Here is a 26,248-nt window from a genome sequence, read left to right as displayed (position 1 = left end):
TGGGGTGCATTAGCGAAAGCGCAGGGCACCCTACTCTATTTTTTGTTAAACTAACCTGGATAGACCAAGTATGAAATATTCGGAGAAATTCCTGTGTTAGATGAACAGGCGAAGAAAACCCTGTTAAGAAAAATTCCCCATGGCTTGTATATTTGTGGGGTAAAAGATGGGGAAGAAGTCAATGGTTTTACCGCGAGTTGGGTAATGCAAGCCTCTTTTGCGCCTCCTTTGGTGGTTAATTGTGTGAATACTAAGTCTCAATCCCATGCCATGATTCAATCGAGTGGGGCATTTGCTTTAAGTATTCTGGAAGCGGGACAAAAGGATTTAGCCCAGCAATTTTTTAAACCTCAACGCAGAGTCGGGAATAAGTTTGAATCAGTAGATTTTTATCTGGGTGAAACCGGATGTCCGATCGTTACCGATACATTAGGATATGTGGAATGCCAAGTTGTGGGAATGGTAGAAAAAGGCGATCATACGGTATTTGTAGGAGAAGTGATTGCCGCCGGAATTCACCGGGAAGGTGAGCCATTGTTACTCGAAAGTACGGGTTGGAATTATGGCGGTTAGCTGAATTACTGAATCATGAGGATAACAATAGGAGGTTGATTTAACTGATGCCATTAGTCAAAATTAAAACATCTGTTCCCACCCCAAATCGCGCAAAAATCGACGAGTTGCTCACCACCTTATCATCTAAATTAGCCCAGCATGTGGGTAAACCGGAATCTTATGTGATGACGGCGTTTGAATCTGATGTGCCGATGACGTTTGGTGGTAGTTTCGAGCCGGTATGCTACATTGAGGTTAAGAATATTGGCGGCATGAGTCCTGCGCAAACCCGGAATATGAGTCAGGATTTTTGCCAAGCGATCGCTGAAAACTTAGGAGTACCCCCCAATCGTACCTATATTGAGTTTGCACGTGCTGAGGGTAGTATGTGGGGCTGGAATAGTAGCACATTTTAAGGGTTCGTCATAGCATAATCCCTGTATAATTATCACGAATGGGGATAGGTTTGCCCATAAGGTTGAGGATCGCAGCTCATATCTTTGGGTTCACCTCCCCCCAAACTTAGAACCAGAATCAGGGACATCGGCTCATTTGTAGGATCTACCGTTATCTATGGATAGATTAATCGTTGTTTGACTTCTAGAGCTATGAAGCCATTTTCTCCCCTCGATCCGGTTTTAAGCCGTTTTTTGTCTAAAATGCCGACCCATATTGCGGTAACCTTTAGTGAGGAGCAACTCGATGAGATTAGGAAGCAATTGGGCGATCGCCAATGGCAGGTACATCCACTCGATCTACGTCTATCTTTTCCCATTTTTAACCGCTGTTTTTATCTCGTCATTCTAGCTGGACAGGAGAGACGACACGATAAACGGTCAAATTCACCGCAAGGAGAATGGGGTATTCCCTTAAATTTCAACACGATCAGTAATTTATTAGCTTGTGTCACGTTTATCTTAATTTTGATTCCCGCCCTATTGGGACTCTCTTATCTGTATGCTTCGGTTGAATCAGAACAAAACCAAGCTCCGAGCGCGATCGAAGAAAGTATCGATCGCATTCTCAGTGATTGGGGACTGTGATCAATTAAAAATTAAAAATTAAAAATTGAAATCTATTGGACTTGATTGCGCTTCTCTCCTTTGAGGAATGCCTCGATATTTTTTTCCACTTCTGTGACTAACCGTTGTCTAGATTCGTGGGAAATCCAAGCGATATGAGGGGTAATCAAAAGTCTATCTTTATTTTCGATCTGAAAGAGGGGATTATCTTCTTGCGGAGGTTCTGTTTCTAAAACATCTAAACCTGCGGCAGCAATTTCTCCAAGATCCAGGGCTGACGCTAAGGCGGCTTCGTTGACAATTCCACCACGACTGAGATTGAGCAAAATTGCCTCAGAAGACATCATTTTAAGTTGGGCTTCATCAATTAGATTCGCCGTCTTCTCATTTAATGGTGCATGAATAGAAACGATATGGGACTGTTGCAGAAGTTGATCTAAATCGATGCATTTAAAGGGTTGCTCTCGGTTTTTACCACTGGTAGAGAAATAGGAAACTTGACAGCCAAAAGCTTGAGCAATATCGGCTATTTTTCTGCCGATGGCTCCCATACCGATAATTCCCCATTTTTTCCCAGAAAGTTCATAAAAGGATTCTCCCAAGTGGTTAAACGTGGGACTTTCACACCATTTTTTGTTGCGGGTATAATCGTCAAAATAACGAGAATGATGGGACAGATAAAAGAGCATGGAAAAGGTATGGGCGACCACACTATTCGTGGAGTAACCGACCGCATTGGTAACGATAATTCCCTGTTCGGCTGCACATTGGATATCGATAATATTGTATCCTGTGGCAGCAACACAAATCAGTTTTAGAGTATGGTTACTTTCGAGAATGGAACGATTGATAGGCACTTTATTGGTGACAACAATTTCAGCATCTTGAATTCTGGCAGCGACTTCTTCAAGTTGAGTAGTGGTGAAGATTTCTAATGTGCCGAATTCCTCTAATTTACTGAGATTAACATCGCCAAGGGTGGCAGCATCTAAGATAACGATTTTGGGGGATTTCATTGGGGAATAGGGAATAGGGAATAGGGAATAGGGAATAGGGAATTAGGCAGAGGTAAAACCGGTTTTTCCTACTGACTACTCTCCACTCCCTTTGATGGGGTGTTTTCTTGAACCCGATCTAGGATTTTCAGCACTTCTTGTTCAAAGGTGACTTGAGCGCGGTTGGTTTTGCCGCCAACATAAAAGTTGTCTCCATTTTGCAATGCCCAAATTTGAGAGTGAGAAAAATAACTCATAACGACAGCAATCATGAGTAGTCCAAATCCGGTGTAAACCACGGGAATACCGGGGTCGGCTTTAATTTGTAATCCGGTGCTGCCAATAACGTCCAGGACTTTCAAGGTAACGCCATTAACCTCTATGTCCATTCCCTGACGCACTGTACCGATAAGTTGTCCCTGGTTATCATAAACAACGAGAGTTCCCTGTAAATCTTTGGTCACTAGGGCAACGCCTTCATTCATATCAGGTGTGGTGGGTATCCAGGTTCCCCAAATTCTGCCTTCGGTTTGTATGGGCAGTTGAGCCATGGGAATCTTGAAGATAGGAGAGTTATTGACTCTTACTTTAACAGCCGCGATCGCCCAATCGGCTTGGTACAAGGTTACGCCTCGATAGCGCAGGGGTTGATTCACATGGATTTCTTCGCGCTTGACTTCTTCTCCCTGGTTATCTAATACGGATAAATCGGAATAAAATTGCTCAATTCTGCCCTCTGGACTATAGTCAATCCAGAATCGATTTACTCGCACTGACCAATCTTTGGGGACTTGGGATTGGGCAAAGGGACCGGCTTCAATGATATTGTTAATCTCAAAGGTATCCCCACTGGGAATGATTTCTTGAGCCATAAATCCGGTTAGGGAGCCTAAGATCGATCCAGCGAGGATAATCAGCATACTGGCATGAACAATAATGGGTCCAATTCTGCCAATAATACCTTTGCGAGCGTATAGGGTTTCTCCTTCTCGAAAGACTCGATACCCGTATTGTTTTAAGATGGGTTCTAAAGAGTCATTAGACCCTTGATTAAGTTGAGTACTCAGAGCCAGTTTTTCAAATTGTTGGGGTTTTTGGTAATACTTCCACCGGTTAGCCGCTTTGAGGGTGGGCAGTTGGCGGGTAAACGTGCAAGCGGTTAAACTTGAGCCGAAGAGAACAAGCAGCGCTAAAAACCACCAGGTGCTATAAACATGATCTAAGCCGACGGTTAATAAGACTTTCCAGGAGAGGAAGCCAAATAGGGCGGGGTCTTCGGGGTAGTTGGCTTGATAAAATTGGATAGATTGCCCCTGTTCTATGACTGTACCGGAAATGCTGAAGAGGGCGATCGCCAGCAAGACAATAATCGCTAACCGCAAATCAGCTAATGTGGGCAGCACTTGTTTTTTCCACCATTGTAGGGGATGGAAGGGGAGAGGAGCAGAAGCGTTTTGATCGGAGGTCATCAGAAAATCAACTTATGGGCACAAGACGAGACAGGAGCGAAATCACCCCAAATCCTACTAATAACACGCCACTGGTCGGAGCGATCCATCCTGACCATTGTCGGAGGGCTAAAAGTTTTTTAATCGAAGCGGTGAAGGTTCCCGCCAGTACCAGGGGAGAGACATATCCAGCAGTATAAGCCAGGAGTAAACCACTGCCCAGGATGGGGTTTTGGGTGCTGGAAACCCAAGCCAGCAACGTGGCAAGTACGGGGGTACTACAGGGGGAGGCAACTAAGCCAAAGGTTAAGCCAATGAGGTAGGAGCGCACGCTATTGGGAAAGTTGGGCGAAATCCAATCCATGCTTCCAGAAGCGGGGAGTTGCAGGGGTAAGGCTTCCAGGAGATTGAGTCCCATCAAGATAGCGATAATACTGACAATGATGGGTAAGCCGATACCAATTTGACCATAGACTTGGCCGACGAGAGCGGCGACGATTCCCAACAGAGCGAGGGTTGTAGCTAAACCGGCGGCAAACCATAGGGACTGAATCGCAGATTGTAAGCGGTTTTCGGTTTCGTAGCCGCCGATGTAAGCAACGGTGAGGGGCAGCATCGAGAGCATACAGGGGGTGAGGCTGGTGAGGAGTCCAGCGATAAAAATGAGACCGATACTAACAGCATTGAGATGGGCTAGTTGGGTATCGACTAGGCGATCGGCAAATTGTTGGAGATAATAGAGTTGGGTTTCTAGGGTTTCAATCATAGAAATATCAAATAACTACTGAATTTAAATATATTCAATTCTTCCTCTCATTTCATCTGGTTCACGGCAGCATCCATAGTTGAAAAATTGAATTAGGTTAGTTGTATCAGCAGGCATTACCCACCTTACATGAGTGGTTTTAGTGTAACACGATCGCCCAATTTCATTGTATGGGTTATAAACGCCAAGCAGAAACCAGATTTCTCCCTCGCATCACAGATCTTCTAGCGCGATTCCTTCCTCGCGCTCTATCGTATTGAGCGCCAAAACCAAAGCCGCAATTGTTCCTGAAACACAAAGATCTCCCCGAACAATAGAATTCATGACTTTACTAATGGGAATAAATACTAATTCAATTTCTTCTGTAATATCCAAATTTTGCTCGCCAACTTGATGAATATTTTGGGCTAAAAAGACATGAATACCATTGGTATCCTTGGGGGGATTATCATACAGAACACCTAAAAATGTCCAATCTTGACTCTCATATCCGGTTTCTTCTTCAAACTCGCGTCTAGCGGCCACTTCTGCTGATTCTTCTGGGGGATGAAAATGGCCGGCTGGTAATTCCAATAATACTTTTTGTACCCCATGGCGATATTGACGGACGAATAAAAGGGTTCCTTCTGGGGTAACAGGAACAATCATGGCGACTTCTGGACGAATACTGACAAAGTAATCATCAATAATGGTTTGGTTGGGCAATTGGACGGTATCTTGGCGCACCTGACACCAAGGATGGTCAAAGGCTAGATGGGAGTGCAAGAGTTTCCAGGGTTTGGGTGAGGTCATGGGAGTGGGATGGGGTGATGGGGGGATAGGGGGATCTTACAAAGGTAAGTTATTATTGTTCACACCACCGAGCAGCTCTTTAGACCGTGAACTTAGATCTGATTTTAGTCTTCTTTGTGGGCATGATTCCACCAACTTTGTCCTTATGGATGATGCGTAAAGTGGAACTCCAGTGTCAACAGCGCCATGAACGCATTTTACGAGCCTATCGTAATAGACCCTTACAATCTCCAAGGGAACGCTTATTGAATTATAGGCCCTCTTCCTTCACCCCTGGAATGGGGATAGATACGATTATTGGCGATATTACTTGCCAATATAACGCGCGATCGCCTTATCTGAGATGTGCCATTAATCCTAATGGCCCTTGCGAAGAGTGTTCCCACTATCAACCAACCCAAGAGGATACAGGGTTTCGAGGCACAAAATCTTGAACAAAGATAGAGTGTTCTCTGTACTTCCCCAACTGCCACAACCGGTTTGGATGTTAGCGGCTGGTCGTCTCTTATCCCAAATTGGCATCGGGTTTACCCTATTTTATGCTCCTATTTTCTTTGTCAATCAAGTGGGACTCTCGGCGACTCAAGTCGGTTTTGGATTAGGCTGTAGTGCTTTTTCTGGCATTCTCGGACGATTTCTAGGGGGCAATTTTACGGATTCTCCCCAATGGGGTCGCCGCCGTACCTTGTTGTTGTCGGCTCTGGTTTCGGCTTTTGCAGATGTGATTTTGGCTCTAATTGTCGATTTTCCAACCTTGGTTGTGGGGAATCTGTTGATGGGTTTGGGGATTGGACTCTATTGGCCGGCAACGGAGACCGTGGTGGCCGATGTAACTCGGATAGATCAACGGAATGAAGCCTTTGCTCTAGCGCGATTAGCCGATAATTTAGGACTTGGATGTGGGGTGCTGTTGGGAGGAATACTAATTGAAGCTGGCTTGAATTTTCGCTGGCTGTTTGTGATGGATGGTGTATCGTTTTTGCTGTTCTTTGCTCTGATTTATACTGCAATTGAGGAAACCCAGCCCCAAAACCAAAAGCAACAACCCCAAAATAGTTCTAATTGGGGGGTGGCATTGGGCGATCGCCAGTTACAAAAGTTTGTAATCGTTAATCTTCTCTTTACCACCTATCTCTCCCAACAACAAAGCACATTGCCCCTCTATTTGAGCAATTTTTTAGCCTCTGGAGGGTTTTCTCCCGCCATCATTAGCAGCTTATTTACGGGACAAATTGCTTTTTTAGCCCTCTGTCAACTCCCCATCGCTCGTAGTTTAAATCGTTGGAGTCGTTCCCAAAGTCTAATGGTATCCCTATCAGTCTGGAGCGCAAGTTTTGTTTTAGTCTGGATCGTGGGTGGAGTTCATCAAGAAGCTCTATTTTGGGCGATCAGTGCCTTAATCGCGATGGCAGTTGCCACAGCCATCTATACCCCGTCCGCTTCTGCTCTCGTGGTGGATTTAGCTCCAGAAGACTTACGGGGAACCTATTTAGCCATTAATGCCCAATGTTGGGCTATTGGCTATCTGATCGGCCCCTCCTTGGGAGGATGGGTATTAGACCAGTCTAGAATCATTATCGATGGGTTTTGGCTGGCGATCGCCTTCAGCCCCCTCCTGGGCATCTGGATTTTGCGATCGGTTGGGAATGGGGAATAGGGAATAGGGAATAGGGAATGGGGAATGGGGAATGGGGAATGGGGAATAGGGAATGGGGAATCCTCCCTATCTCCCTATCCCCAAAACCTATCCATTCGTCAACACACCATGGAGGAAGATATCTGCCATCCCTTCAGCCATTTCGCGCATGGACTGGGGAGATGCATCGGGTTCAATAATGGTCTTGTCACTAAATCCGGCAATCACAAACATGCCCAAAAAGACCTGAGCGACAATTTTAGGATTCATCTGGCGATAAACGCCCCGATCCATTGCCGTTTGAAAAAATGCTTCTGCCACATCCGTCATTTTATCGATTACGTCGGCTTGAATGCGATCGCGCAATTCGGGATGAAACTGAGCCTCCATAAAACAGATTCTCATGCGATCGGCATTGCGATGCAAACTCATCATTCGCCGTCGCATTACTTGGGCAATATCCCGATAACTGCCCATTTCACTTAACTCCGTGAGCAAATCCGTTAAAATATCAATCCAGCCTTGAGTCGCAATTTCCAACAAAATTGCCTTCTTATTACTAAAATGCCGAAATAAAGTTCCTTCCGCCACCCCCGCCGCTTGAGCCAGATCCCGTGTTGTTGTGCCATCATATCCTTTACGAGCAAATAGATGTTGTGCCGCTGCCAGAATACGAGTTCGGGTTTGGGCTTCCGGTTTAGGGGTCGAAGTTGCTATAGTCATCTTCTTAAAGTCAGGTTAATATAACTCTCTTATCCTGTTGTATGGTGATTCAGGATCGCTTAGAGCAATTAATCCGTAAAACTTCACACAACCTTACAAAACTTCTCTAAGATCGTTGAAATCCGTTAAGAGTCCTCCAAAATCCATTCGGAAGAGCGATCGCCCAAATCCAAGATCAACGTCAAGGCCTTACCCAAACGGGGGCGATCGCTGGTCTGTTCAATATAAGACCGCAATTGCTCCGTAGCTCCCCAGTCTTGAAGATACAAAGCAATACGGCTCAGATGGTCGAGATATTCATCCACAGACCAAGGGAACGACGCTTGCTCCAAATATTTCCACATAATTTGTACCAAGATTTTCCCCTGGCTTCTACGGATTTGCATATCGTAAGAGCGTCCCCACTTGTTCCGTAACAATTGATGTAACTCTTCTCCGGTCATTTTTCTGCTCCCGATCCTCAAAGGACAAATTCTTCAAAACTCACCGCAAACGGGTGTTAAAAAATGTAATAATGCTCTCATACAAAGTGTAAACTGAGGATTGGCCAAAATTTAAGCGGTCATCTTTAGAGTAGGGGCACTACCTCCTACAAACACTAAAGAGAAAGTGAATCAATTAACAAAACAACTGATGACTCAAGCTTCTGGATCGGCGGATGTCCCCAATATGGGACGACGGCAATTTATGAACCTCTTAACCTTTGGTTCCGCAACCGGAGTCGCTCTAGGCGCTCTTTATCCGGTTGTCAACTATTTTATTCCTCCTTCTAGTGGTGGTGCTGGCGGCGGGACAACCGCTAAGGACGCGGCTGGTAATGATGTGGTAGCTAGCGAATATTTAGCCAGTCATCCCGCAGGCGATCGCTCCCTCGTCCAAGGACTCAAAGGAGACCCCACCTATTTAGTCGTTCAACAAGATAAAACCTTAGCCAGCTATGGACTCAACGCAGTATGTACCCATTTGGGTTGCGTTGTGCCTTGGAATGCAAGTGAAAACAAGTTTATCTGTCCTTGCCATGGTTCCCAGTATAATGCGGAAGGTAAAGTGGTTCGCGGCCCCGCACCCTTATCCTTAGCTTTAGCCCATGCCGATATCACTGACGATAAAGTGGTTCTCAGCAACTGGGAAGAAACAGACTTCCGCACCAATGAAGACCCCTGGTGGACATAACTCCCCTCTTCCATTTCCATAAGCGCTGAATTTATAAAGTTTACATCCTGTTCATAACTGATGAAATACTGTTCTGTCTTAACAACCTGGCGCAGGTTGGTGTTAGTAGCGATCGCCGCAATCTCTATCTTTGCCGCCTCCGATCTCATTAACCCCCAACCCGCAGCAGCCTACCCCTTTTGGGCCCAAGAAACCGCTCCCATCACTCCCCGTGAAGCCACCGGTCGCATTGTTTGCGCCAACTGCCACCTAGGAGCCAAACCCACCGAAGTCGAAGTTCCCCACTCCGTCCTCCCCGACACCGTATTCAAAGCTGTCGTTAACATCCCCTACGACACTAGCGTACAACAAGTGTTAGGTGATGGCAGCCCTGGCGGTCTCAATGTCGGTGCCGTCTTAATGCTGCCTGAAGGATTTAAAATTGCCCCTGAAGATCGGCTCTCTGAAGAACTCAAAGAAGAGACCGAAGGCATTTATTATCAAACCTACACCGCAGACCAAGAAAACGTCATTCTGGTTGGCCCTCTTCCCGGTGATGACCATCAAGAAATTGTCTTCCCTGTTCTCTCTCCCGATCCCAAAGCCGATAAATCCATCAACTATGGTAAATATGCCATTCATGTCGGTGGAAACCGAGGTCGCGGTCAAGTCTATCCCGCTGGAGACAATACCAACAATACGGTTTCTTCCACTTCCGTCGCTGGAACGATCTCTAGCATTAGCGAACTTGAATATGGCGGCTATGAAGTTACCATTCAACCGGCTGATGCAGATGCTGTCGTAACCAATATTCCTGCTGGCCCTGAATTAATCGTTTCTGAAGGAGACGAAGTAGCGGCCGGACAAGCTTTAACCAATAATCCCAATGTGGGTGGTTTTGGTCAAATTGATACGGAAATCGTTCTCCAAGATGCTACTCGTATTCAAGGCATGATTGCTTTCTTAGTGCTGATTATGATTACTCAAATCTTCCTCGTTCTGAAGAAGAAACAATTCGAGAAAGTCCAAGCAGCCGAAATGAATTTCTAAATCCTAAATCTTGGGATGATTGGGCAAGACAGAAACCGGGTTTCTTGAAGAAATCCGGTTTCTTATAACAATGGGGAATGGGGAATGGGGAATGGGGAATGGGGAATGGGTAATAGAAAATATCTTAACGCTCCCTTTCTCTGCTATGGCAATGGAGTAATCCTATTCCCTAGCGCGTAGCGCTAGACAGCACTTTGTGCTGTTATGGAGTACAGTATTGAACCCCCAAAGCCATGTACCACAATCCTATTCCCTATTCCCCATTCCCTATTCCCTAGCACGCAGCACTATATGACATGGGATAGACAAAACTCGATCGCCTCCTCAATATCCTCAGTTTGTTGGGGATAGGTCATTTTCGGTCGAGCGATTGTAATTAATGGAATTCCCAAACGATCGCACAGTTGACGCTTGATGGCTTCTCCTCCTGCATCTCCTGATGCTTTGGTTACCACCAGGGAAATTTGCCAATGTTGCCACAGGGCTAACTCTAGAGCTTCAGGAATTGGAGGACGGATGGCAATCAGGCGATCGCTCGTAAATCCCGCTTCCTGAGCCATCTGAATTGACTTAGCAGAAGGAAGTACTCGCGCAAACAATGTTGCCTGGTGTTGCCAAGGTTGAAATAAGGGTAAGCGTTGATATCCAACAGTTAAGAACACGTGTTGATCGGTCAAATAGTTCCCACTCACCAGGGTGGCAAAACTGTCTAAGGTCAGGATATGACTGGAGCTAGAATGATTAGTTACAGGGGGTCGCTCATAACGCAAATAGGGGATTTGAGAGCATTCTGAAAAGGCGATCGCCAGTTGGGAAATTTTCACCGCCCAAGGATGGCTCGTATCTAAAATAACACTTACATTATGAGATCGAGTGAATTCACTTAAACTCGATCCCTTTAACTTCCCTACCCATACCGTTAACCCAGGGTAAGTTGCATAAAGGGATCTTGCTGGCTCAGTCGTTACCGTTACTACACACTCCACACCTCGCTTCACCAACCCTTGAGCCAACTGGCGACTTTCTGAAGTCCCCCCAATCAACCAAACTGTAGTCATTTTAGGGCGATCGCCTCACGGATACTTGACAACATAGAGATGGAACAACTCACCCTCCCTTTTTTTAACCACCTTTGCTCCCACTGCACGGATCGCTTTTTCCCAATCCTGTAAAGGCTCTAGAGCCACTTCTGCCCCCAAATAGGTCTCTAGAATGGCCCAATTTTCCGCCAATTCCACCTCTGGGTTTAGGACATCAAACACGAGCATTCCCCCAGATTTCAGCACCGGCTTCACAGCGCCCATAACCTGTGTCCAATAGTCTACAGAAAAATAACAACTCCATCCCGTGGCGATCGCCAAATCAAACTGTCCTGGCTCGTAATCTAACTGGTGAGCCGGCCCCAACTTTACTCCCTTAAACAACTTAGAATTTAACTGAGGGCCGCGAGAATTTAGGGCTTCGGAAGCCTCCTTACTAATCTCCTGACCGTAAAAAAAGGCATCCCATTCTCGCCAAGGATAAATCAGAAAACTCACCCCACAGCCAATATCCAGGCACTTTTGCCCCTTTTTCGGCTTACACACCTGCCAAAACTCAGACGTAATCTTCGGGGTTAACTCCCCACTCATCCATTGCCGAAAAATCGGCATCTCTTCCACTTCTGGCGGAACTTCAAAAGCATCTCCTCGGTATTGGCGGTTAAACCGAAGTGCCACCGCCGCTAGTTGCTCCTCCAGAGCCTCTGTAGAGAAATTTTGTAATCCAAAACCTGAAGCATTACTTAAGCGTGTCATATCTAGGGAATGAAGGAATAGGAAACAGGAAACCGGGAATGGGGAGTTGGGCGATCGCCAATTACCAATTACCCATTACCCATAATTATTAACGATTAATGGTTCATTATTTCAGAGCCTTTCTAAAATTACGGCGATAGGAACCATTAAACACCAGCACCGGCCAACCCAAGGAGAGGAGAACCTTATTCATCAATCCTGGTGTAAAATTTGTCCGAGAATAGCCTTTCCAAAACTTCCAAACTCCGATCGCATAGCCGATGAGTCCCAAAACAATCAATAGCTTCATCTGGTTATCGCTCCTAATTCAGTACATTCAGTCAGTATCCATTTAGGATCGTGAGAGTATGGTACAGTTTTAGCAAAATTGTAATAAGTGTTGATCGTCACTACTATTAAGTTTAGTGAATTCATCCATGACTTGGTTTTGGTTCTGTGTTCCTCACAGCAGACTCCCTATTCCCTATTCCCTAAACCAGAGGAGCGTCTTATGAGAGCAGTGCTGATGGCAGGTGGTTCAGGAACTCGGCTAAGACCGTTAACCTGCGAGCTTCCGAAGCCGATGGTTCCTGTCCTTAACCGACCGATCGCCGAGCATATTGTCCGCCTACTCAAACACCATCACATTCGCGAAGTAATTACGACACTCTATTACTTACCTGATGTGATGCGCAGTCACTTCCAAGATGGGCGGGAGTTTGGTATCCAAATGACCTATGCAGTTGAGGAAGAGCAACCCCTAGGAACTGCTGGGTGTGTCAAGAATGTATCTGAGTTGCTGGGGTCAACCTTCCTAGTCATCAGTGGCGATTGTATCACGGACTTCGATTTAAGTGCGGCGATCGCTTTTCACTATCAAAAAAAGTCGATCGCCACTCTAGTCTTAACCCGCGTTCCCAATCCCCTAGAATTTGGCGTAGTGATTACTGGGCCTGATGGTCGAATTCAACGCTTTCTAGAAAAACCCTCGAGTAGTGAAGTTTTTTCAGATACCGTAAATACGGGAATTTATATCCTAGAACCGGAAGTCCTAAACTATTTATCCCCCAAAGAAGAAGCCGATTTTTCTAAAGATCTATTTCCCTTTCTACTCGCCCAAAGAAAACCTCTTTATGGCTATATTGCTGAGGGGTATTGGTGTGATGTTGGCCATCTGGATGCTTATCGGGAAAGCCAATATAGCGCTTTAGCTCAACGAGTGAACTTAGAAGTGTCTTATCCCCATCGATCGCCGAGTTTATGGATTGGGCAAAATACTTATATCGATCCCACGGTAAATATAGAACCCCCCGTGCTCATTGGCAATAACTGCCGTATTGGTAGCCATGTACATATCGAACCAGGAACCATTATTGGTGATAATGTCACCATTGGCTCCCACGCCACGTTAAAACGGCCGATTATTTGGAACGGGGCTATTATCGGTGATGAAAGCCATCTGAGAGCTTGTGTCGTGGGTCGAGGAACCCGGATCGACCGTCGTGCCCATATCTTAGAAGGAGCGATCGTTGGTTCCCTATCTACAGTAGGAGAAGAAGCACGGGTTTCTCCTCAAGTACGGGTTTGGCCGAATAAAAGAATTGAAGCCGGAGCGATCTTAAATCTGAATTTGATTTGGGGTAATGTCGGCCATCGTAACCTGTTTGGACAGCGGGGAGTATCGGGTTTAGCCAATATTGACATTACGCCAGAATTAGCGGTCAAACTCGGAGCTGCCTATGGTTCAACCTTGTCCCCAGGGTCTGAAGTCACGGTATCTCGCGATCAGCGCAGTATTTCCCGCATGGTGACCCGCTCTTTGGTGGCAGGATTGATGTCAGTGGGCGTAGACGTGCAAAACCTGGAAAATAAGGCGATTCCCATTGTTCGCACTGTGATTCCCACCCTAGGAGTAGAAGGGGGAATTCATGTGCGTTTGCACCCAGAGCGGGGGAGTTCCATCCTGATTGAATTCCTCAATCATAAGGGTATCAATATTTCTAAATCCAAGGAAAAGAAAATTGAAGGCTGTTTCTTTAAAGAGGATATGCGGCGATCGCTCCTTTATGAAGTTGGCAATGTCACTTATACCTCAGAGACATTGCAAATTTATATGGAAGCCTTTGAGAAACACCTCAATTTAGAGGCGATCGAAACCGTTTCCTCCAAAGTGGTGATTGACTACGTTTTTGCCGTCAGCGGCGCAGTTTTACCCCAACTGCTGGCTAAATTTGGCTGTGATGCGGTGGTTCTCAATGCCAGCTTAAACCCCAAACCCCTCTCCCTGGACGACCAAGAAGGGTTACTCAATCAATTAGGCCGAGTTGTGGGTGCCCTGGAAGCGACCATGGGGGTACAAGTATCCTCAAATGGGGAAAAGTTTGTCTTAATTGATGAAACGGGAACAGCGATCCGAGGGGAAATACTCACCGCTTTGATGATGCAAATGATCTTAACGGCTCATCCCAGGGGAACGGTAGTCGTTCCGATCCATGCTTCGAGTGCCGTGGAAGAAATTGCCCGTCGTCATGAAGGGCGAGTGATTCGCACCAAGTCAAATCCAGCCGCTTTAATGGAAGCGTGTCATGCCAATCCTAATGTGGTGTTAGGGGGAAGTGGGGATATGGGCTTTATCTTTCCCCAACTCCATCCCGGTTTTGATGCCATGTTTGCGACAGCCAAGTTGATGGAGATGTTGAAATTACAGGATATTTCTTTGGGCACGATGCGCTCGAAACTCCCCCCCATTGCCCATCAGATGACAACTCTTCGCTGTCCTTGGACGGCGAAGGGGGCAGTAATGCGCTATTTGGTGGAAACCCATTCTTCAGAGCAGTTGCAATTGGTGGATGGCGTAAAAATCATCTCCCCCGATGGTCACCATTGGGTACTCATCTTGCCAGATGCGGGGGAAGCAATGATTGATATTGTGGCTGATGGTTGCGATCCAGAGATTGTGGAGAGCTTACTGAAAGATTATGGCGATCGCGTCCACAGTTTTATTGAAGCTCATCAAAGATTTGATGACTAGGGAATAGGGAATAGGGAATAGGTTGTAGTACAACCTTGTTTTGTGTTCTTGCCGTAAACTTGGAGAAAGCTTCCATTTCTGCACTCCTCCACACCCCCATTCCCCCACGGAGAGTACAAAGCGCCATCAATGCTCAACACTCACCTAGCCGAGTTACTTTAATAACCGATAACGCTCTAGTAAGGTTTCTAGAGTTTTCGGGAGAATGTCCTTTAAATCTTGTGCTGATTGAAAGGATAGACGGTTTTGGGGAGACACATCAAAGGGAAATTGCCCCGGAAACTCCGATCGCTCCATTTGCGCGAGTAAGATTTGTTCGGGTCGTTTAATTTGTAGAGCATACCCCATTTCCACACAGACATAGGGACTGGGGATTAGATGCGTTACCTCTTCGGTGTCTACTTGAGTCACTGGAGTCCCATCAGCAATGAAGAGCAAGCTTTTACGAATGCGACGCATCAAGGGATTATTGAGACGAATGGGGGCTTGATTGGGACGATGGGAAGATTCTAGCGTTAGAGTTAGACGCGATCGCCGATTTAAATCGGCGATCGTCTCTTCTAATGCTTCCTTGAGGATCTGACTCGACTCTCCCTCTTCCTGCTGATAGCAGAAGAAGATCATCGGATCGAGATGAGCCATTACTTCCTGTTTGGTAAAGTAAATTTCATGACTGGTTAAGTCAATATTGGAGATGGCATAGCCTCCACTGCCTTCAATATAAAACTCAATGGTTTCCCCTTGTAAATATCGCTGAAACCAAATGGATTTCTTGATTTCTTCGCTATCTTCGAGAAAATCAGCCCGCAGAGCAGACTTGAGCAAACTTTGCTTGCTCAACCGCATGTCTGGAGGTCGTTTTTCTAATTCTGGAATCGGTTCGTATTCTTGGAGATACCAAGCCTTAAGCGCAATAATGGCCATAAGCTTTCAGAAGGGATAATTCTACCTATCGATTGTAGCGGATCGAGGAATTCCCTTGCTTATTTTTTTTGATCGGATTACTTTTAAAAGCACAATTGCACCCGAATAGTTCCCTGAAACCTTCCTTGCTTAGATTAAGTCTATCTGGAGGAGAATGGGTTAACTTAAAACGAACTTAACTCCACTTTTTAACTCCCAGTTTTCTCACTTTAAGGAAAGACCAGCCACCGATTGGGTGCAGCTTGTACTTGGAGAGACAGATGATAGTGAAACAGTGTTTTACCTCTCAAACTAATAGAAATAGACTGTTTGATCTGCCGAATGAAGCTTTGTTTTAGCTCCATATTTTTAATATATAGGATCGCCGAATCTCAATCAAGAAATTGAGATTAAACTTAACAATCAATGAGTTTACTCCTCTCATTTTGGCAAGTTAATGGGTAAATCTACTTTGATCGATTATCCAATTATAGCGATTCTCTTTTCTGTGGAATACCGTTCTACAATTCCCTGACTAGATAGCAATCTTTCTCAATGTTATGCTTATACGAGAGCCGGTATCAGGCTCTTTGAGGATTCCATGAAGCCAGTCGGCTTGAACCTCATTAGACATATAAAGCAAATCACCACTGTCTAGGCGATAACTGTGTTGAATTGTTCGATTTTCCTTGAGTTTGTATGTAATGGTTCGACTCGCTCCCAGTGATAGAATAGCCACCCCAGTGCCTGGAGCTAGTTCCTGGGCAGTATCAGAGTGAAAACCCATGGAGGCATTACCATCTGGGTAGAAATTGAGCAAACCGTTATTGGGAGTAAATCCAAGTACATCCGAAATCGCCGCACACACAGGCTCTAGTTCGGGATGCATTTGAGTTTCTGGATAGGTCATCTGTGAATAGTTGTAGGATACTCCAAAGCTGGCTGTTTTCCGAGTCTTCATACTCTCATCCCACACTACCGTGTCACGAAGTTTTGAGAATAGGTCTTCATGATTGAGCCAGAACATTCTTCGCAACTCTAGGTTAGGTGAACCGATCTTCATATCTTGAGTCGTGTAGGTTGGGTTGAGGAGTGTTTCAGCAATCGCCAATATGAATAGGTTCGCTTGCGGTAAATTCAACACCAGTGAGACATGGTTAGGTTTCACTATTATTCAACCCAACCTACCCTCATTAAGCGTGCCAGTCTAACCCCAGGAGTCTAGATCTAAGGCTTTCGAGCCACCTTGTTGCAGTTGGATCAGTACTTGACCAAGTTGAGACCAAACTAAGCCACTAACGAACAGGGTAACAGGGAGAGAGATTAAGTAGGCGATCGCCGTGGGAAAGCCAAATACTGCCAACCCCGAAGACAAAAATACACAAGCACCGGCAAAAATTCCCGTAAATGGAAACAACAGTTTTGGTCCCTGTAGCCGGGTGATATCATACTTAGAAGATTGGGATGACCAGAGTTTTGCTGATTCAGTCAACGTCGCATAAAATGCAGCTCCTGACGTTAAGCTAACCAGTAAACCAATGATTAATAAAGCGTAAGGGGGTTGTGCAGTATAGTACACGAATGCTACTCCTGGGTGGAATTGAGATAAAAGGTGTTCCTAGGGAGTATACAGCGCTTCGCGCTCTCTGTGGCGGAATGGGGGCATAGGGGGTTTAATCAATGAAACAGCCCTGCTTAAAAAGCAGGGGGTTTTCAAAGTGATTTATTGGGTGAAGGCTGCTACAGAAGGGAGCAGTAAAGCGGCTCGCTCTCTGGAAAAATCAGCTAGTGCCCCCCAAGCGGCATCGAGCAAGCGATTGGGCTGGATATCATCCTCAATTAAATGCCACAGTCGTTGCACTTCCTCGGTGTGTAGGCGGTCATTTTCCGTCAGGGCTAAGACAATTTGATGGCGTAAATATTGCCCCTCTTCTGAAAGGAGGTATTGTAAACCCAATTGAGCGGTAGGCATTAAATCAAAGCCACTATCGGAGCGGGCGATCGCAATCATATTCTCTAGGCGATCCCACCGGAACTTGCCGTCTTTAATCAATACCTCTAACAAGCGTCGTCTTAAACTGGGGGTTTCACCAGTTAGTAACCGTTGAGCCACATAGGGATAAGCAATTTCCACAATTCTAAAATCGGGATTAATGCTCAGGGCTAATCCTTCCTGAGTTACTAGCGATCGGATAATTAAGGCAAACTTAGCTGGAACTCGGAAGGGATACTCGTACATAACTTCCGAGAACTTATCCGTAATCGTCTTAAAATTAAAATCCCGAACACTTTCACCCATGATATCCCCAAATACCGCTTCTAGGGCAGGAATAATCGGGTAAATATCTGTATCCGGAGTTAGAAAACCAAGCTTAACAAAGTCTTCGGCTAATTCCGTATAATCCTTATTAATCAGATGCACCACGGCATCTACTAATGTTTCTTTTGCCGTCTGATCTAACTGATCCATCATGCCAAAATCAATATAGCCCATTTGTGCCCCAATGCCTGAGGGGCCGGATAGGGCAAATAGATTCCCTGGATGGGGATCAGCATGGAAGAAACCAAACTCTAGCAATTGTTGCAGGCCTGTGGTTACCCCAATACGAATAATTTTATCGGCATCTAAACCGGCTTCTTGAATTGCCTCAGTATTGGTGAGTTTATAGCCATTAATCCACTCTAGGGTGAGGACTTTCTTGGCGCAATAATCCCAATAAATTTGCGGAACTCTAACTTGGGGATCGTAGCGAAAGTTTTCCGCAAACTTTTCGGCATTTTTCCCTTCATTAATATAGTCAATTTCTTCAAAGATTTTTATGCCAAATTCTTCCACAATTAGAGTCAGGTCATGACCTAAATTAAGAGGAAGAATGGGCGAAATCCAACGGGCTGCCCATCGCATCAGGTATAAATCGAGGGTGAGAATGGGGACTAGATTGGGTCGTTGAACTTTAATGGCGACTTCTTCTCCACTATGAAGCCGTCCTCGGTAGACTTGGCCTAAACTGGCCGCAGCAACGGGATGGGAAGAAATATCCAGGTACATTTGGGAGATCGAATCGCCCAGTTCTCTCTCGATGATGTCAAAGGCGGTTTGATTGGGAAAGGGAGGCAGGCGATCTTGAAGTTTGGTTAACTCTTCGAGAAAGTCTTTACGAATCAGATCTGGACGGGTAGAGAGCGCTTGACCGACTTTGATATAGGTTGGCCCTAGGTGAGTGAGTAATTCCCTCAACTCGGTGGCGCGTTTGGGCCGATTTTGCTCGACTTGGTTCCTGAATTGGTCCCACTTCAGGGAGAAGATAAATCCTAAAAAAGCCCCGACTAAAGTCACGATTCGATAGAGACTTTGCCAGGGACGAAATTTATAGTAGCTGGCGATCGCCTGGGGGTCGTATCTCCTGAGCTGCTCAAGTGGATGTTGCTTCACGCTAACTGATGCCTCTTGATAATCACAATTTTGACTATTCAACGTTTAGATTTCTATCTGCTATCGATAGATTTTATTAAATGCTGACCATTGACCTATCCGAATTTTAGGATTTTGAGCAAGTTTATTTACTCTTGTCCTAATTCTATTTTTCTAGGTTGGATCATACTTTTTATCTTTTTCTTAACTATAGTACAAAAAACTTCAAACTTTCTTATGTTTTTGTTAAGGAATGTAAAGAGGATACCAGGGGCTTCCCCATAGCCAACTGCCCCTACAAAATGTTTTTTAGGCAATCGACCACCTGTTCTTGCTGTTCTAAGGTTAATTCGGGGAACATGGGCAAGGATAAAACTTCTTGGCTCAGTTGCTCGGCGATCGCCAATTGATGGGGCTGATATCCTAAATCCTGATAAACCGGTTGCAGATGTAAAGGCAGAGGATAATAGACCGATGCGATCACTCCCTGCTCTCGTAAACGCAATTGAATGCGATTGCGATAGTCTGAATCTAGCTCTTGTCGGCCCTTAATCCGAATCGTGTATTGATTCCAAACTGACTCCCCACCCTCGATTTCTTGGGGCAGTACAATCCCTGAAACTGATGCCAATAATTCATGATAACGATAGGCAACTTCCCTACGTTGCTGATTCCATTGGGGCAGATACTTAAGCTTAATTTTTAAGATTGCTGCTTGTATTGCATCTAAACGAGAATTAACCCCGGTTACCTCATAGACATAGCCACTGCGCCGCCCATGATCGCGCAATAGACGCACCCGATCGGCGATCGCCAAATCCTGAGTAGTCAGCGCTCCGCCATCTCCGCAAGCGGCTAAATTCTTAGTTGGGTAAAAGCTAAAACAGCCGATATCCCCCCAACTACCCACGGGAGAACCAGCCCAGGTCGCGCCAGTAGCTTGGGCACAATCTTCAATGACCTTAAGCTTATGGGTTTTGGAGATCTCCATCAACCGAGTCATATTTACGGGTCGGCCAAACAAATGTACGGGAATAATGGCCTTAGTTTTCTCAGTAATGGCTGCCTCCACTTGGGACAGATCCAGATTAAACGACTCCTCCTCTACATCGACAAATACGGGAGTAGCCCCTACCATAGCGATCGTTTCTGCTGTAGCAATAAACGTAAACGGGGTCGTAATTACCTCATCTCCAGGCCCGACTCCCACCGCTCGCAAGGCTAAATACAAAGCATCCGTCCCTGAATTACAGGCCACACAGCAATTTACACCCACGGCTTGGGCCAACTGTTTTTCAAAGGACTCCACTACAGGGCCACCAATGTAGCGACCCGAAGGCAAAAGTTCCAGTACCGCTGCTTCCACCTCCGAGGCGATCGCTTGGTATTGTTGGGTTAAATCAACGGGGGGAATATTGTTCACTCGCTTACACCACAGTTTTTGACATACTCCTCTGGCTAAAGCCGAGAGGATTCTAGGATACTGGCGTAGCTGGCGAGCCGAAACCCGTCTTACGGCTACTCTCCTACTGGAAAATGCCCTCACCAGTTGGACTACTCCTTTCCTACCAGAGTTGGTTTTCTTCCTTTAGGCTTCGTAGAACTTTGAATCCCGCATTTTACCGCTGGCGATTCGTCTTGACCCAACTCAACTACTCAGCTACGCTCCCAGGTGTTGCTTGAAGTTTTACCCAAAAGACTCGCTTTTGGAACACCATACTTCAACTCGGTTAGTTTGCTTGACATGACTGTACCATTAATAGGGAATAGGGAAAACCGATTGCCAAGTTCCTAGGTAAACCAGTATCCTGCTTATGGAGTCTCTGCTTGAGCCAGGACATTTTTGATCTGGGATTGTGGATTGAACTGAGGAACTATGCCAACTTTGCGGAAATTTATTGGTGTGAGTGTGGGCGCTGCGTTCGCCGTGATAAATCCTAGCGTCAATGCTGTGGTTTTCGCTAGCGATCTGCTCTTAGAAACGAGTCAACCTGAACCATCTTTTGAACCCCAGACCTCTCTGGAGAAGCAACAACCGGTCTCGTCACAACCTCCCCTAGAGGGAGAAGTAAAACCTACAGAAGATGAGGTCACAGGAGAGGAAACTCCCTTAACGCCATCTGAACCTTCTCCCGCTTCAGTATTGAGCAGCCCAGAAGCTCCCTCAATTAGTGATAATGCGACCCATCACTGGCGCGATCGCCAGACGGTAGCTGATTCTCAACTAGAGGAAACCCTGAACCTTCTAGTTGACGAGCATTCCCAACAGCTCTCAGCAGAAGATAAGGCTTGGGTGAGTCGTCTACAAACGGCATTAAGCTCCGATCCAACCCAAAATCCACTCCCAGAAACCTTAGTTTCTCCCCATGTTGCCGAAAGTCCGGAACTCGCGCCCCTCTATCTCGATCCAAGTCCGAACCCTCTGTTGTTTCCCACCGATCCCTCAGAAGTAGTTATTGAAGGGACTCAACCCTTAACGTTGAAACAGGCGATTGATTTAGCGCGGCGCAATAATATTGAGCTGCAACAAAGCAAGCTACAGTTAGAGCGATCGCAAGCTCAACTCAGACAAGCTTTAGCTGCTAACTTACCCACCTTGACCTTTCAATCTGGCCTGCAACGCTCTCAAAGCGCCAATAGCGAAATTAGCGCCCGTAATACAAACACTGCCCTGAGCAATCGAGATTCTCCGACGAACTCCTTAACGGGGACGGTAGAAGTGCGTTATAACCTGCTGACCTCCGGCTTACGTTCAGCCAACATTAAAGCAGCGGAAAAGCAAGTTCAATTTAATGCGCTTCAAGTCGAAGTGATTGAGGAACAAATCCGCCTTAATGTGGCGCAACAGTATTATCAGTTGCAAGCTTCGGCTGAACAATTACGGATTCGTCAACAGGCTCTCGTGCAGGCCGAGCGCAGTTTACGGGATGCCCAGGCTTTAGAAACGGCAGGTGTGGGGACTCGGTTTGCTGTGTTGCAAGCTCAAGTGCAAGTTGCGAACGAACAGCAACGACTGACTGAGGCGATCGCTAGTTTAAGAACGGCTCGGCGCACCCTAGCCCAAATCTTGAATCTGCCCCAAACCCTGGATGTATCTGCTGCCGATCCGGTGGAAATCGTCGGTCGTTGGCAACTTTCCCTCGACGAGAGTATTATCCTCGCCTATAAAAATCGCGCTGAGTTAGAACAACGTTTAATCGAGCGAGAACTTAATGAAGCCCAGCGCGATGCTCGGTTAGCTGGCTTAAAGCCCCAAGTCAGTTTATTTGCGAATTACAATGCCCTCAAATTAGGGTTTGATGACCCTCTGCTCTCCCAAGGTACTGGAGATGGCTATACTCTAGGAGCGCAACTCAACTGGACACTCTACGATGGGGGACTATCACGGGCCCAAGCTGATCTTGAAGAAGCCGAAATAGAAATTGCGGAACAACAATTTGCCGATAACCGTAATCGTATCCGCTTAGAAGTTGAAGATGCCTATTTCCAATTAGTCTCTAGTTTTGACAATATTCAAACGTCTATTGTGGGTCTAGCCCAAGCAGAAGAAGCCCTGCGACTAGCTAGACTACGTTTTCAAGCTGGGGTAGGGACACAAACTGATGTCATTAATTCGGAAACTGACCTCACTCAAGCCCAGTTTAACCAGGTGCAAGCGATTGTAGGCTATAACCTAGCTGTCGCTCGTCTACAACGAGCCATTAGTAATCTACCGGCTTCCCCTACTCTCTAGCTAGTGGACTGTTGAATAAATTTCTTGCATCAGTCAGGGAATTAGGGAATAGGAAATACTTCTCCATTTTAATGTGTTCTGCTATCCCCCCATTCCCCTATCCTTCTGAAAAGCGATGGACAATGCTTTCTGCTTGGCCAAGCCGATCAATGACCTGTTCTGAGTCAATCAGTCGCTTGAGAACGACTTGGCCGATAGTTTGGTTACTGGGAGCATCGGCCATGGGTTTAACCTCAACCATCAGTACAGCCTCTTCTACCCGATAAAGCCATAACGTTTGGTTATGCTCAACAATTCCCATATTGAGAGGCTCAATGTCTGGTTTTCTGCGCCAAACGACTTCATTCCAAATCCCTCCAAATTCCCAGACGCGGCCAATAATCCATCCATCTGATAAAAAAAAGTATTTTACAGACAAAGTTCGGGCACTCCACACAGATGTTCTTGATGATTCAAATAGCTTACAGCGCTTTGCGCAGTAATGGGATAATGGATACTCTCTTTAAAAGATCTTGAGCCAAGTCGGACAAGCGATCGCCAAAAATCTTGGCTAACCTCTTGACAAGAGGCAAATCTTTGTGTAAATTAGGTAGAGTGATGCGGGTATAGCTCAGTGGTAGAGCGTCACCTTGCCAAGGTGAATGTCGCGCGTTCGAATCGCGTTACCCGCTTATAAATTTTAATAGGAAGAGTTATTCGGTTTCATTTTTGTGGCTAAACTAGATGGATAGCAAGCTTTGATTCAATAAACAGGGTTAGAGCCAATATTCTCTTCTCGCTGAATATCGAGAAGATCCTCAATTCATCTCAAATTCAGATTACTGGTGACTTGTGCAGTCCAAAAAAGCTCAAAAAATTGATTTGACCGCCCATGATTATCCTTGTCCTTGCCGTTGTCAAGGTCGTTTGCAACCGATTTTGCTCACGGAAGCATTTGGATGCGATCGATGTCAGAAAATTTTTGCGGTTGAGGAAAATGGCTATGTGCTACAACAGGTGTCCACCAGTTCCCCCTACAAGAAAACTTGGTACTGGACAGGAAAGCAATGGATAGCCATTCATTCAGATTTAAAAGAATATTACTTACCCGTGGGGTTGTTGATCATTTTAGTCTTACCCATTGTATGGTTATCCTTATATTTTCTTTTAGCGCCATCAGGGTCGAGTATCATGGTGTGGGTATTCATTCCCTTGATGTTGCTCTTGTTGCTGGCACTGATGAGATGGCTGGTGTATCGACGCTCTTCTTAATTGATGTAGATGACTGATTCATGACTTCATCCAATGACCTTTTAGAGGATGTGGGCGCTTCCCATGAAGCCTCTTTAATTTTAGCGAATACGTCCAGTACCCTCCGCGATCGCGCTCTGAAGATGATGGCAGAGGTTTTGGATGACTCTCTCGATCGAGTGTTAGAGGCGAATACTTTAGATTTAGAAACCTCTCGCGAGATGGCGGTTCCAGATCTGATTTTAGAATGGCTCAAGTTAACTCCAGAGCGCATTCAAAATGTTGTTCAAATTCTACAAGGATTATCAGATTTCCCCGATCCATTACAAGAGGTAATGAATGCCTCCTATCAAGTGGAAGAGGTACAAACCTATTGCCAGCGAATGCCTTTAGGGGTTTTGGCTTTGGTATATGAAGCGTTTCCGGAGTTAGGGGCGATCGCCGCTGGGTTATGCTTGAAAACGGGGAATAGCTTGATTTTGCGCGGGGGAAGTGAATCGTTCCAGACGAACTATGCGATCGCTGAAGCCTTACAAGTCGCGCTAGAAGAGGTGGGTTTACCGCAACATTCATTAATCTTGTTATCCTCAGAACAGGGCGCTCCCATTCGAGATGTGATTCGCCAAGATCGATACATTAATCTGATTATCCCCTATGGTCGGCCGTCATTGGTAGAACAGGTTGTGCGACAGGCAACTGTACCTGTTTTGCGATCGGCTATGGGGAATTGTTATTTATATTGGGGAAATTCCGGTAGCTTGGAAACCGTTCGTCATGTAATTATTGATTCCCACGCCAGCGAACCCGATCCGGTGAATGCGATTGAGAAAGTATTAATTGAACAAGGTCAAAGGTCCTCAGCTATTGCTTCTTTATGGAAATCTTTGAAGGAAAAAGGGTTTGAGTTGCGAGGCGATCCGGAATTAGTGGCTCAATATGAAGAGCTAAAACCCGTAGAACCAGAGGAATGGAATCAGGCATACTTAGAAAAAGTAGTGACGTTTAAGTTGGTTGAAGATTTGGATGGGGCGATCGCCTGGATGAATACTTACAGCAGCGGCCATGCGAACTGTTTGGTTACTCAATCCTATAACGAAAGTCGTAAATTTGCCCTAGGAATTAACAGTGCTTCACTCTATATCAATGCTAGTCCCCGATTTTATCGCTATCGCACCCGAGGCAATACTGTATTTTTAGGCATGTCTAATCAAAAAGGGCTGCGCCGAGGTTTGATTAATTTAGAGGCTCTCACCACAGTTAAGTACATTATTCAAGGGAATACCTGATATCTTTTTTGCCTATTCCCCTATTCTCCAATTGGACTAAAATCTGACGGTAGGGAGAGGTGAAAATTACCCCTGAGTCTAAAATAGCTCTCAAGGGGTGACAAGCAGGCTGAAAAGCGCACGGAGAAAGAAATTTGGCAAACATACCCAAAAAAGGATAGAGTTGTCTGTCTAGACAACTCAAGAAAGAAATGGGACAATCTCACTTTTCGATTAGATATTTATGCTTAGTTTAATGTCTCCATTCAAATAAGCGCATCTCAACTTCAACTTTTATAGGAATGAATTCCGGCTTTTTTCTCCGGTTTTCTTTGTTCGCTTGGCAATGCTTCCATCCATAAGTTTTCTCTATTTCTATGGCCTACTTACCCCATACCTCAGCATGGGGTGTTATGGTAATTTTGTATAAAGTATGTGTAAGGACGTGGCTACAGGCCACAGTTTCGGGAATGAGATTTCCCTCCTCAGGTTTATTTGAGTTAGACGGGCTAGGAGGGATTCGAACCCCACTCTCAGATTATAGCTAACGCTATTTGAATGGCTAGAAGCTTTGCTCAATATACATTCAACACGCTGAACCTTGAAAAAGTGTTGAAAGATACTGCCGTAAAGCCTGTAAGTATTCAATTCTCTGTTGAGGTTTCCTTTGGCTGTAGCGTAGAGTTGTTTTTTCGCGTCTGCTTCATCTGTTTGAGGGCATACCAAATGGCATTAATATTTACCCCGAATTCTGCCGCTC

General features: G+C 45.6%; 27 protein-coding genes and 1 tRNA gene. 12 read left to right on the top strand and 16 right to left on the bottom strand.

Annotation, left to right across the window (positions count from 1 at the left end; all coding sequences use genetic code 11):
* Positions 1 to 93: 93 nt before the first annotated feature.
* The 3 genes from J7545_RS23340 (at position 94) to J7545_RS23330 (ending at position 1,598) form a co-directional block, all read left to right on the top strand.
* Entirely contained in the window at positions 94 to 573 is a 480-nt protein-coding gene (locus J7545_RS23340) for a flavin reductase family protein (protein ID WP_318720194.1), read from the top strand.
* 47 nt (positions 574 to 620) lie between these two features.
* Positions 621 to 971 (top strand): phenylpyruvate tautomerase MIF-related protein, encoded by a 351-nt coding sequence (locus J7545_RS23335; RefSeq protein ID WP_318720193.1) that lies wholly within the window; start codon positions 621 to 623, stop codon positions 969 to 971.
* A 192-nt stretch (positions 972 to 1,163) separates the two neighbouring features.
* Positions 1,164 to 1,598, top strand: a complete 435-nt coding sequence (locus J7545_RS23330) for a hypothetical protein (protein ID WP_318699782.1) — start codon at positions 1,164 to 1,166, stop codon at positions 1,596 to 1,598.
* A gap of 32 nt (positions 1,599 to 1,630) precedes the next feature.
* On the opposite strand, the gene J7545_RS23325 is transcribed toward J7545_RS23330, so the two are convergent.
* The 4 genes from J7545_RS23325 to J7545_RS23310 form a co-directional block, all read right to left on the bottom strand.
* Positions 1,631 to 2,593: a D-2-hydroxyacid dehydrogenase gene (locus tag J7545_RS23325; protein WP_318699781.1), complete on the bottom strand. Its 963-nt coding sequence runs from the start codon at positions 2,591 to 2,593 to the stop codon at positions 1,631 to 1,633.
* 68 nt (positions 2,594 to 2,661) lie between these two features.
* The gene (locus J7545_RS23320) at positions 2,662 to 4,041 is read right to left on the bottom strand and encodes a cytochrome c biogenesis protein (RefSeq protein ID WP_318699780.1); all 1,380 of its coding nucleotides are present in this window, start codon (positions 4,039 to 4,041) and stop codon (positions 2,662 to 2,664) included.
* Positions 4,042 to 4,048: 7 nt separating this feature from the next.
* Positions 4,049 to 4,786, bottom strand: coding sequence for a cytochrome c biogenesis protein CcdA (locus tag J7545_RS23315; RefSeq protein ID WP_318720192.1), 738 nt, complete (start codon positions 4,784 to 4,786; stop codon positions 4,049 to 4,051).
* 213 nt (positions 4,787 to 4,999) lie between these two features.
* Positions 5,000 to 5,578: an NUDIX hydrolase gene (locus J7545_RS23310; protein WP_318720191.1), complete on the bottom strand. Its 579-nt coding sequence runs from the start codon at positions 5,576 to 5,578 to the stop codon at positions 5,000 to 5,002.
* An 86-nt stretch (positions 5,579 to 5,664) separates the two neighbouring features.
* On the opposite strand from J7545_RS23310, the gene J7545_RS23305 reads away from it, so the two are divergent.
* Together J7545_RS23305 and J7545_RS23300 are read left to right on the top strand one after the other, a co-directional pair.
* The gene (locus tag J7545_RS23305; protein ID WP_318720190.1) at positions 5,665 to 6,012 is read left to right on the top strand and encodes a DUF6464 family protein; all 348 of its coding nucleotides are present in this window, start codon (positions 5,665 to 5,667) and stop codon (positions 6,010 to 6,012) included.
* Positions 6,009 to 7,235, top strand: coding sequence for an MFS transporter (locus J7545_RS23300; RefSeq protein WP_318720189.1), 1,227 nt, complete (start codon positions 6,009 to 6,011; stop codon positions 7,233 to 7,235). Before J7545_RS23305 ends, J7545_RS23300 begins: the two co-directional genes overlap by 4 nt.
* A gap of 87 nt (positions 7,236 to 7,322) precedes the next feature.
* On the opposite strand, the gene J7545_RS23295 is transcribed toward J7545_RS23300, so the two are convergent.
* Together J7545_RS23295 and J7545_RS23290 are read right to left on the bottom strand one after the other, a co-directional pair.
* On the bottom strand, positions 7,323 to 7,937 hold the full coding sequence (locus J7545_RS23295) for a TetR/AcrR family transcriptional regulator (RefSeq protein ID WP_318699775.1): 615 nt from the start codon (positions 7,935 to 7,937) through the stop codon (positions 7,323 to 7,325).
* 125 nt (positions 7,938 to 8,062) lie between these two features.
* Positions 8,063 to 8,380 carry a DUF3067 family protein gene (locus J7545_RS23290; RefSeq protein ID WP_318697898.1) on the bottom strand — a complete coding sequence of 106 codons (318 nt, stop codon included), beginning with the start codon at positions 8,378 to 8,380 and terminating at the stop codon, positions 8,063 to 8,065.
* Between the two features lie 190 nt (positions 8,381 to 8,570).
* On the opposite strand from J7545_RS23290, the gene petC reads away from it, so the two are divergent.
* Positions 8,571 to 9,110, top strand: a complete 540-nt coding sequence (gene petC / locus J7545_RS23285) for a cytochrome b6-f complex iron-sulfur subunit (protein WP_413038736.1) — start codon at positions 8,571 to 8,573, stop codon at positions 9,108 to 9,110.
* Positions 9,111 to 9,170: 60 nt separating this feature from the next.
* Positions 9,171 to 10,139 carry a cytochrome f gene (gene petA, locus J7545_RS23280; protein WP_318720188.1) on the top strand — a complete coding sequence of 323 codons (969 nt, stop codon included), beginning with the start codon at positions 9,171 to 9,173 and terminating at the stop codon, positions 10,137 to 10,139.
* A 287-nt stretch (positions 10,140 to 10,426) separates the two neighbouring features.
* Here petA and J7545_RS23275 read toward each other — a convergent pair whose 3' ends face one another.
* The 3 genes from J7545_RS23275 to J7545_RS23265 form a co-directional block, all read right to left on the bottom strand.
* On the bottom strand, positions 10,427 to 11,197 hold the full coding sequence (locus J7545_RS23275; RefSeq protein ID WP_318697895.1) for a cobalt-precorrin-6A reductase: 771 nt from the start codon (positions 11,195 to 11,197) through the stop codon (positions 10,427 to 10,429).
* A gap of 15 nt (positions 11,198 to 11,212) precedes the next feature.
* Positions 11,213 to 11,935, bottom strand: a complete 723-nt coding sequence (locus J7545_RS23270; RefSeq protein WP_318697894.1) for a class I SAM-dependent methyltransferase — start codon at positions 11,933 to 11,935, stop codon at positions 11,213 to 11,215.
* Between the two features lie 106 nt (positions 11,936 to 12,041).
* Entirely contained in the window at positions 12,042 to 12,224 is a 183-nt protein-coding gene (locus tag J7545_RS23265; protein ID WP_271938263.1) for a hypothetical protein, read from the bottom strand.
* A 201-nt stretch (positions 12,225 to 12,425) separates the two neighbouring features.
* On the opposite strand from J7545_RS23265, the gene J7545_RS23260 reads away from it, so the two are divergent.
* Positions 12,426 to 14,945, top strand: a complete 2,520-nt coding sequence (locus J7545_RS23260; RefSeq protein WP_318697893.1) for a mannose-1-phosphate guanyltransferase — start codon at positions 12,426 to 12,428, stop codon at positions 14,943 to 14,945.
* Between the two features lie 153 nt (positions 14,946 to 15,098).
* Here J7545_RS23260 and J7545_RS23255 read toward each other — a convergent pair whose 3' ends face one another.
* The 5 genes from J7545_RS23255 to J7545_RS23235 all read right to left on the bottom strand — a co-directional run bounded on the left by J7545_RS23255 (position 15,099) and on the right by J7545_RS23235 (position 20,683).
* Complete coding sequence (locus tag J7545_RS23255; RefSeq protein ID WP_318697892.1) at positions 15,099 to 15,869, bottom strand: hypothetical protein; 771 nt, start codon at positions 15,867 to 15,869, stop codon at positions 15,099 to 15,101.
* A gap of 514 nt (positions 15,870 to 16,383) precedes the next feature.
* Entirely contained in the window at positions 16,384 to 16,992 is a 609-nt protein-coding gene (locus J7545_RS23250) for an alpha-ketoglutarate-dependent dioxygenase AlkB (protein WP_318720187.1), read from the bottom strand.
* A 63-nt stretch (positions 16,993 to 17,055) separates the two neighbouring features.
* The gene (locus J7545_RS23245) at positions 17,056 to 17,427 is read right to left on the bottom strand and encodes a hypothetical protein (protein ID WP_318697890.1); all 372 of its coding nucleotides are present in this window, start codon (positions 17,425 to 17,427) and stop codon (positions 17,056 to 17,058) included.
* 144 nt (positions 17,428 to 17,571) lie between these two features.
* Positions 17,572 to 19,281, bottom strand: coding sequence for an ABC1 kinase family protein (locus J7545_RS23240; RefSeq protein WP_413039006.1), 1,710 nt, complete (start codon positions 19,279 to 19,281; stop codon positions 17,572 to 17,574).
* Between the two features lie 274 nt (positions 19,282 to 19,555).
* Positions 19,556 to 20,683, bottom strand: coding sequence for a DegT/DnrJ/EryC1/StrS family aminotransferase (locus J7545_RS23235; RefSeq protein WP_413038734.1), 1,128 nt, complete (start codon positions 20,681 to 20,683; stop codon positions 19,556 to 19,558).
* A 453-nt stretch (positions 20,684 to 21,136) separates the two neighbouring features.
* On the opposite strand from J7545_RS23235, the gene J7545_RS23230 reads away from it, so the two are divergent.
* Positions 21,137 to 22,993, top strand: a complete 1,857-nt coding sequence (locus J7545_RS23230) for a TolC family protein (RefSeq protein WP_318697887.1) — start codon at positions 21,137 to 21,139, stop codon at positions 22,991 to 22,993.
* Positions 22,994 to 23,090: 97 nt separating this feature from the next.
* Here J7545_RS23230 and J7545_RS23225 read toward each other — a convergent pair whose 3' ends face one another.
* Complete coding sequence (locus tag J7545_RS23225; protein ID WP_278003040.1) at positions 23,091 to 23,411, bottom strand: hypothetical protein; 321 nt, start codon at positions 23,409 to 23,411, stop codon at positions 23,091 to 23,093.
* A gap of 181 nt (positions 23,412 to 23,592) precedes the next feature.
* Here J7545_RS23225 and J7545_RS23220 point away from each other — a divergent pair.
* The 3 genes from J7545_RS23220 (at position 23,593) to J7545_RS23210 (ending at position 25,509) form a co-directional block, all read left to right on the top strand.
* Positions 23,593 to 23,664: transfer RNA gene (locus J7545_RS23220), tRNA-Gly, on the top strand.
* A 160-nt stretch (positions 23,665 to 23,824) separates the two neighbouring features.
* Positions 23,825 to 24,244 (top strand): hypothetical protein, encoded by a 420-nt coding sequence (locus tag J7545_RS23215; RefSeq protein WP_318697886.1) that lies wholly within the window; start codon positions 23,825 to 23,827, stop codon positions 24,242 to 24,244.
* A gap of 20 nt (positions 24,245 to 24,264) precedes the next feature.
* Complete coding sequence (locus tag J7545_RS23210) at positions 24,265 to 25,509, top strand: glutamate-5-semialdehyde dehydrogenase (RefSeq protein WP_318697885.1); 1,245 nt, start codon at positions 24,265 to 24,267, stop codon at positions 25,507 to 25,509.
* Between the two features lie 623 nt (positions 25,510 to 26,132).
* On the opposite strand, the gene J7545_RS24245 is transcribed toward J7545_RS23210, so the two are convergent.
* The coding region (locus J7545_RS24245) for an IS630 transposase-related protein (RefSeq protein WP_413039300.1) at positions 26,133 to 26,248 on the bottom strand (116 nt) is incomplete at its 5' end.

The organism is Roseofilum sp. SBFL, assembly GCF_017746885.1.
GTDB lineage: Bacteria > Cyanobacteriota > Cyanobacteriia > Cyanobacteriales > Desertifilaceae > Roseofilum.
Note: the sequence above shows the minus strand (reverse complement) of the source record. Positions and strands in the feature narration are given on the sequence as shown.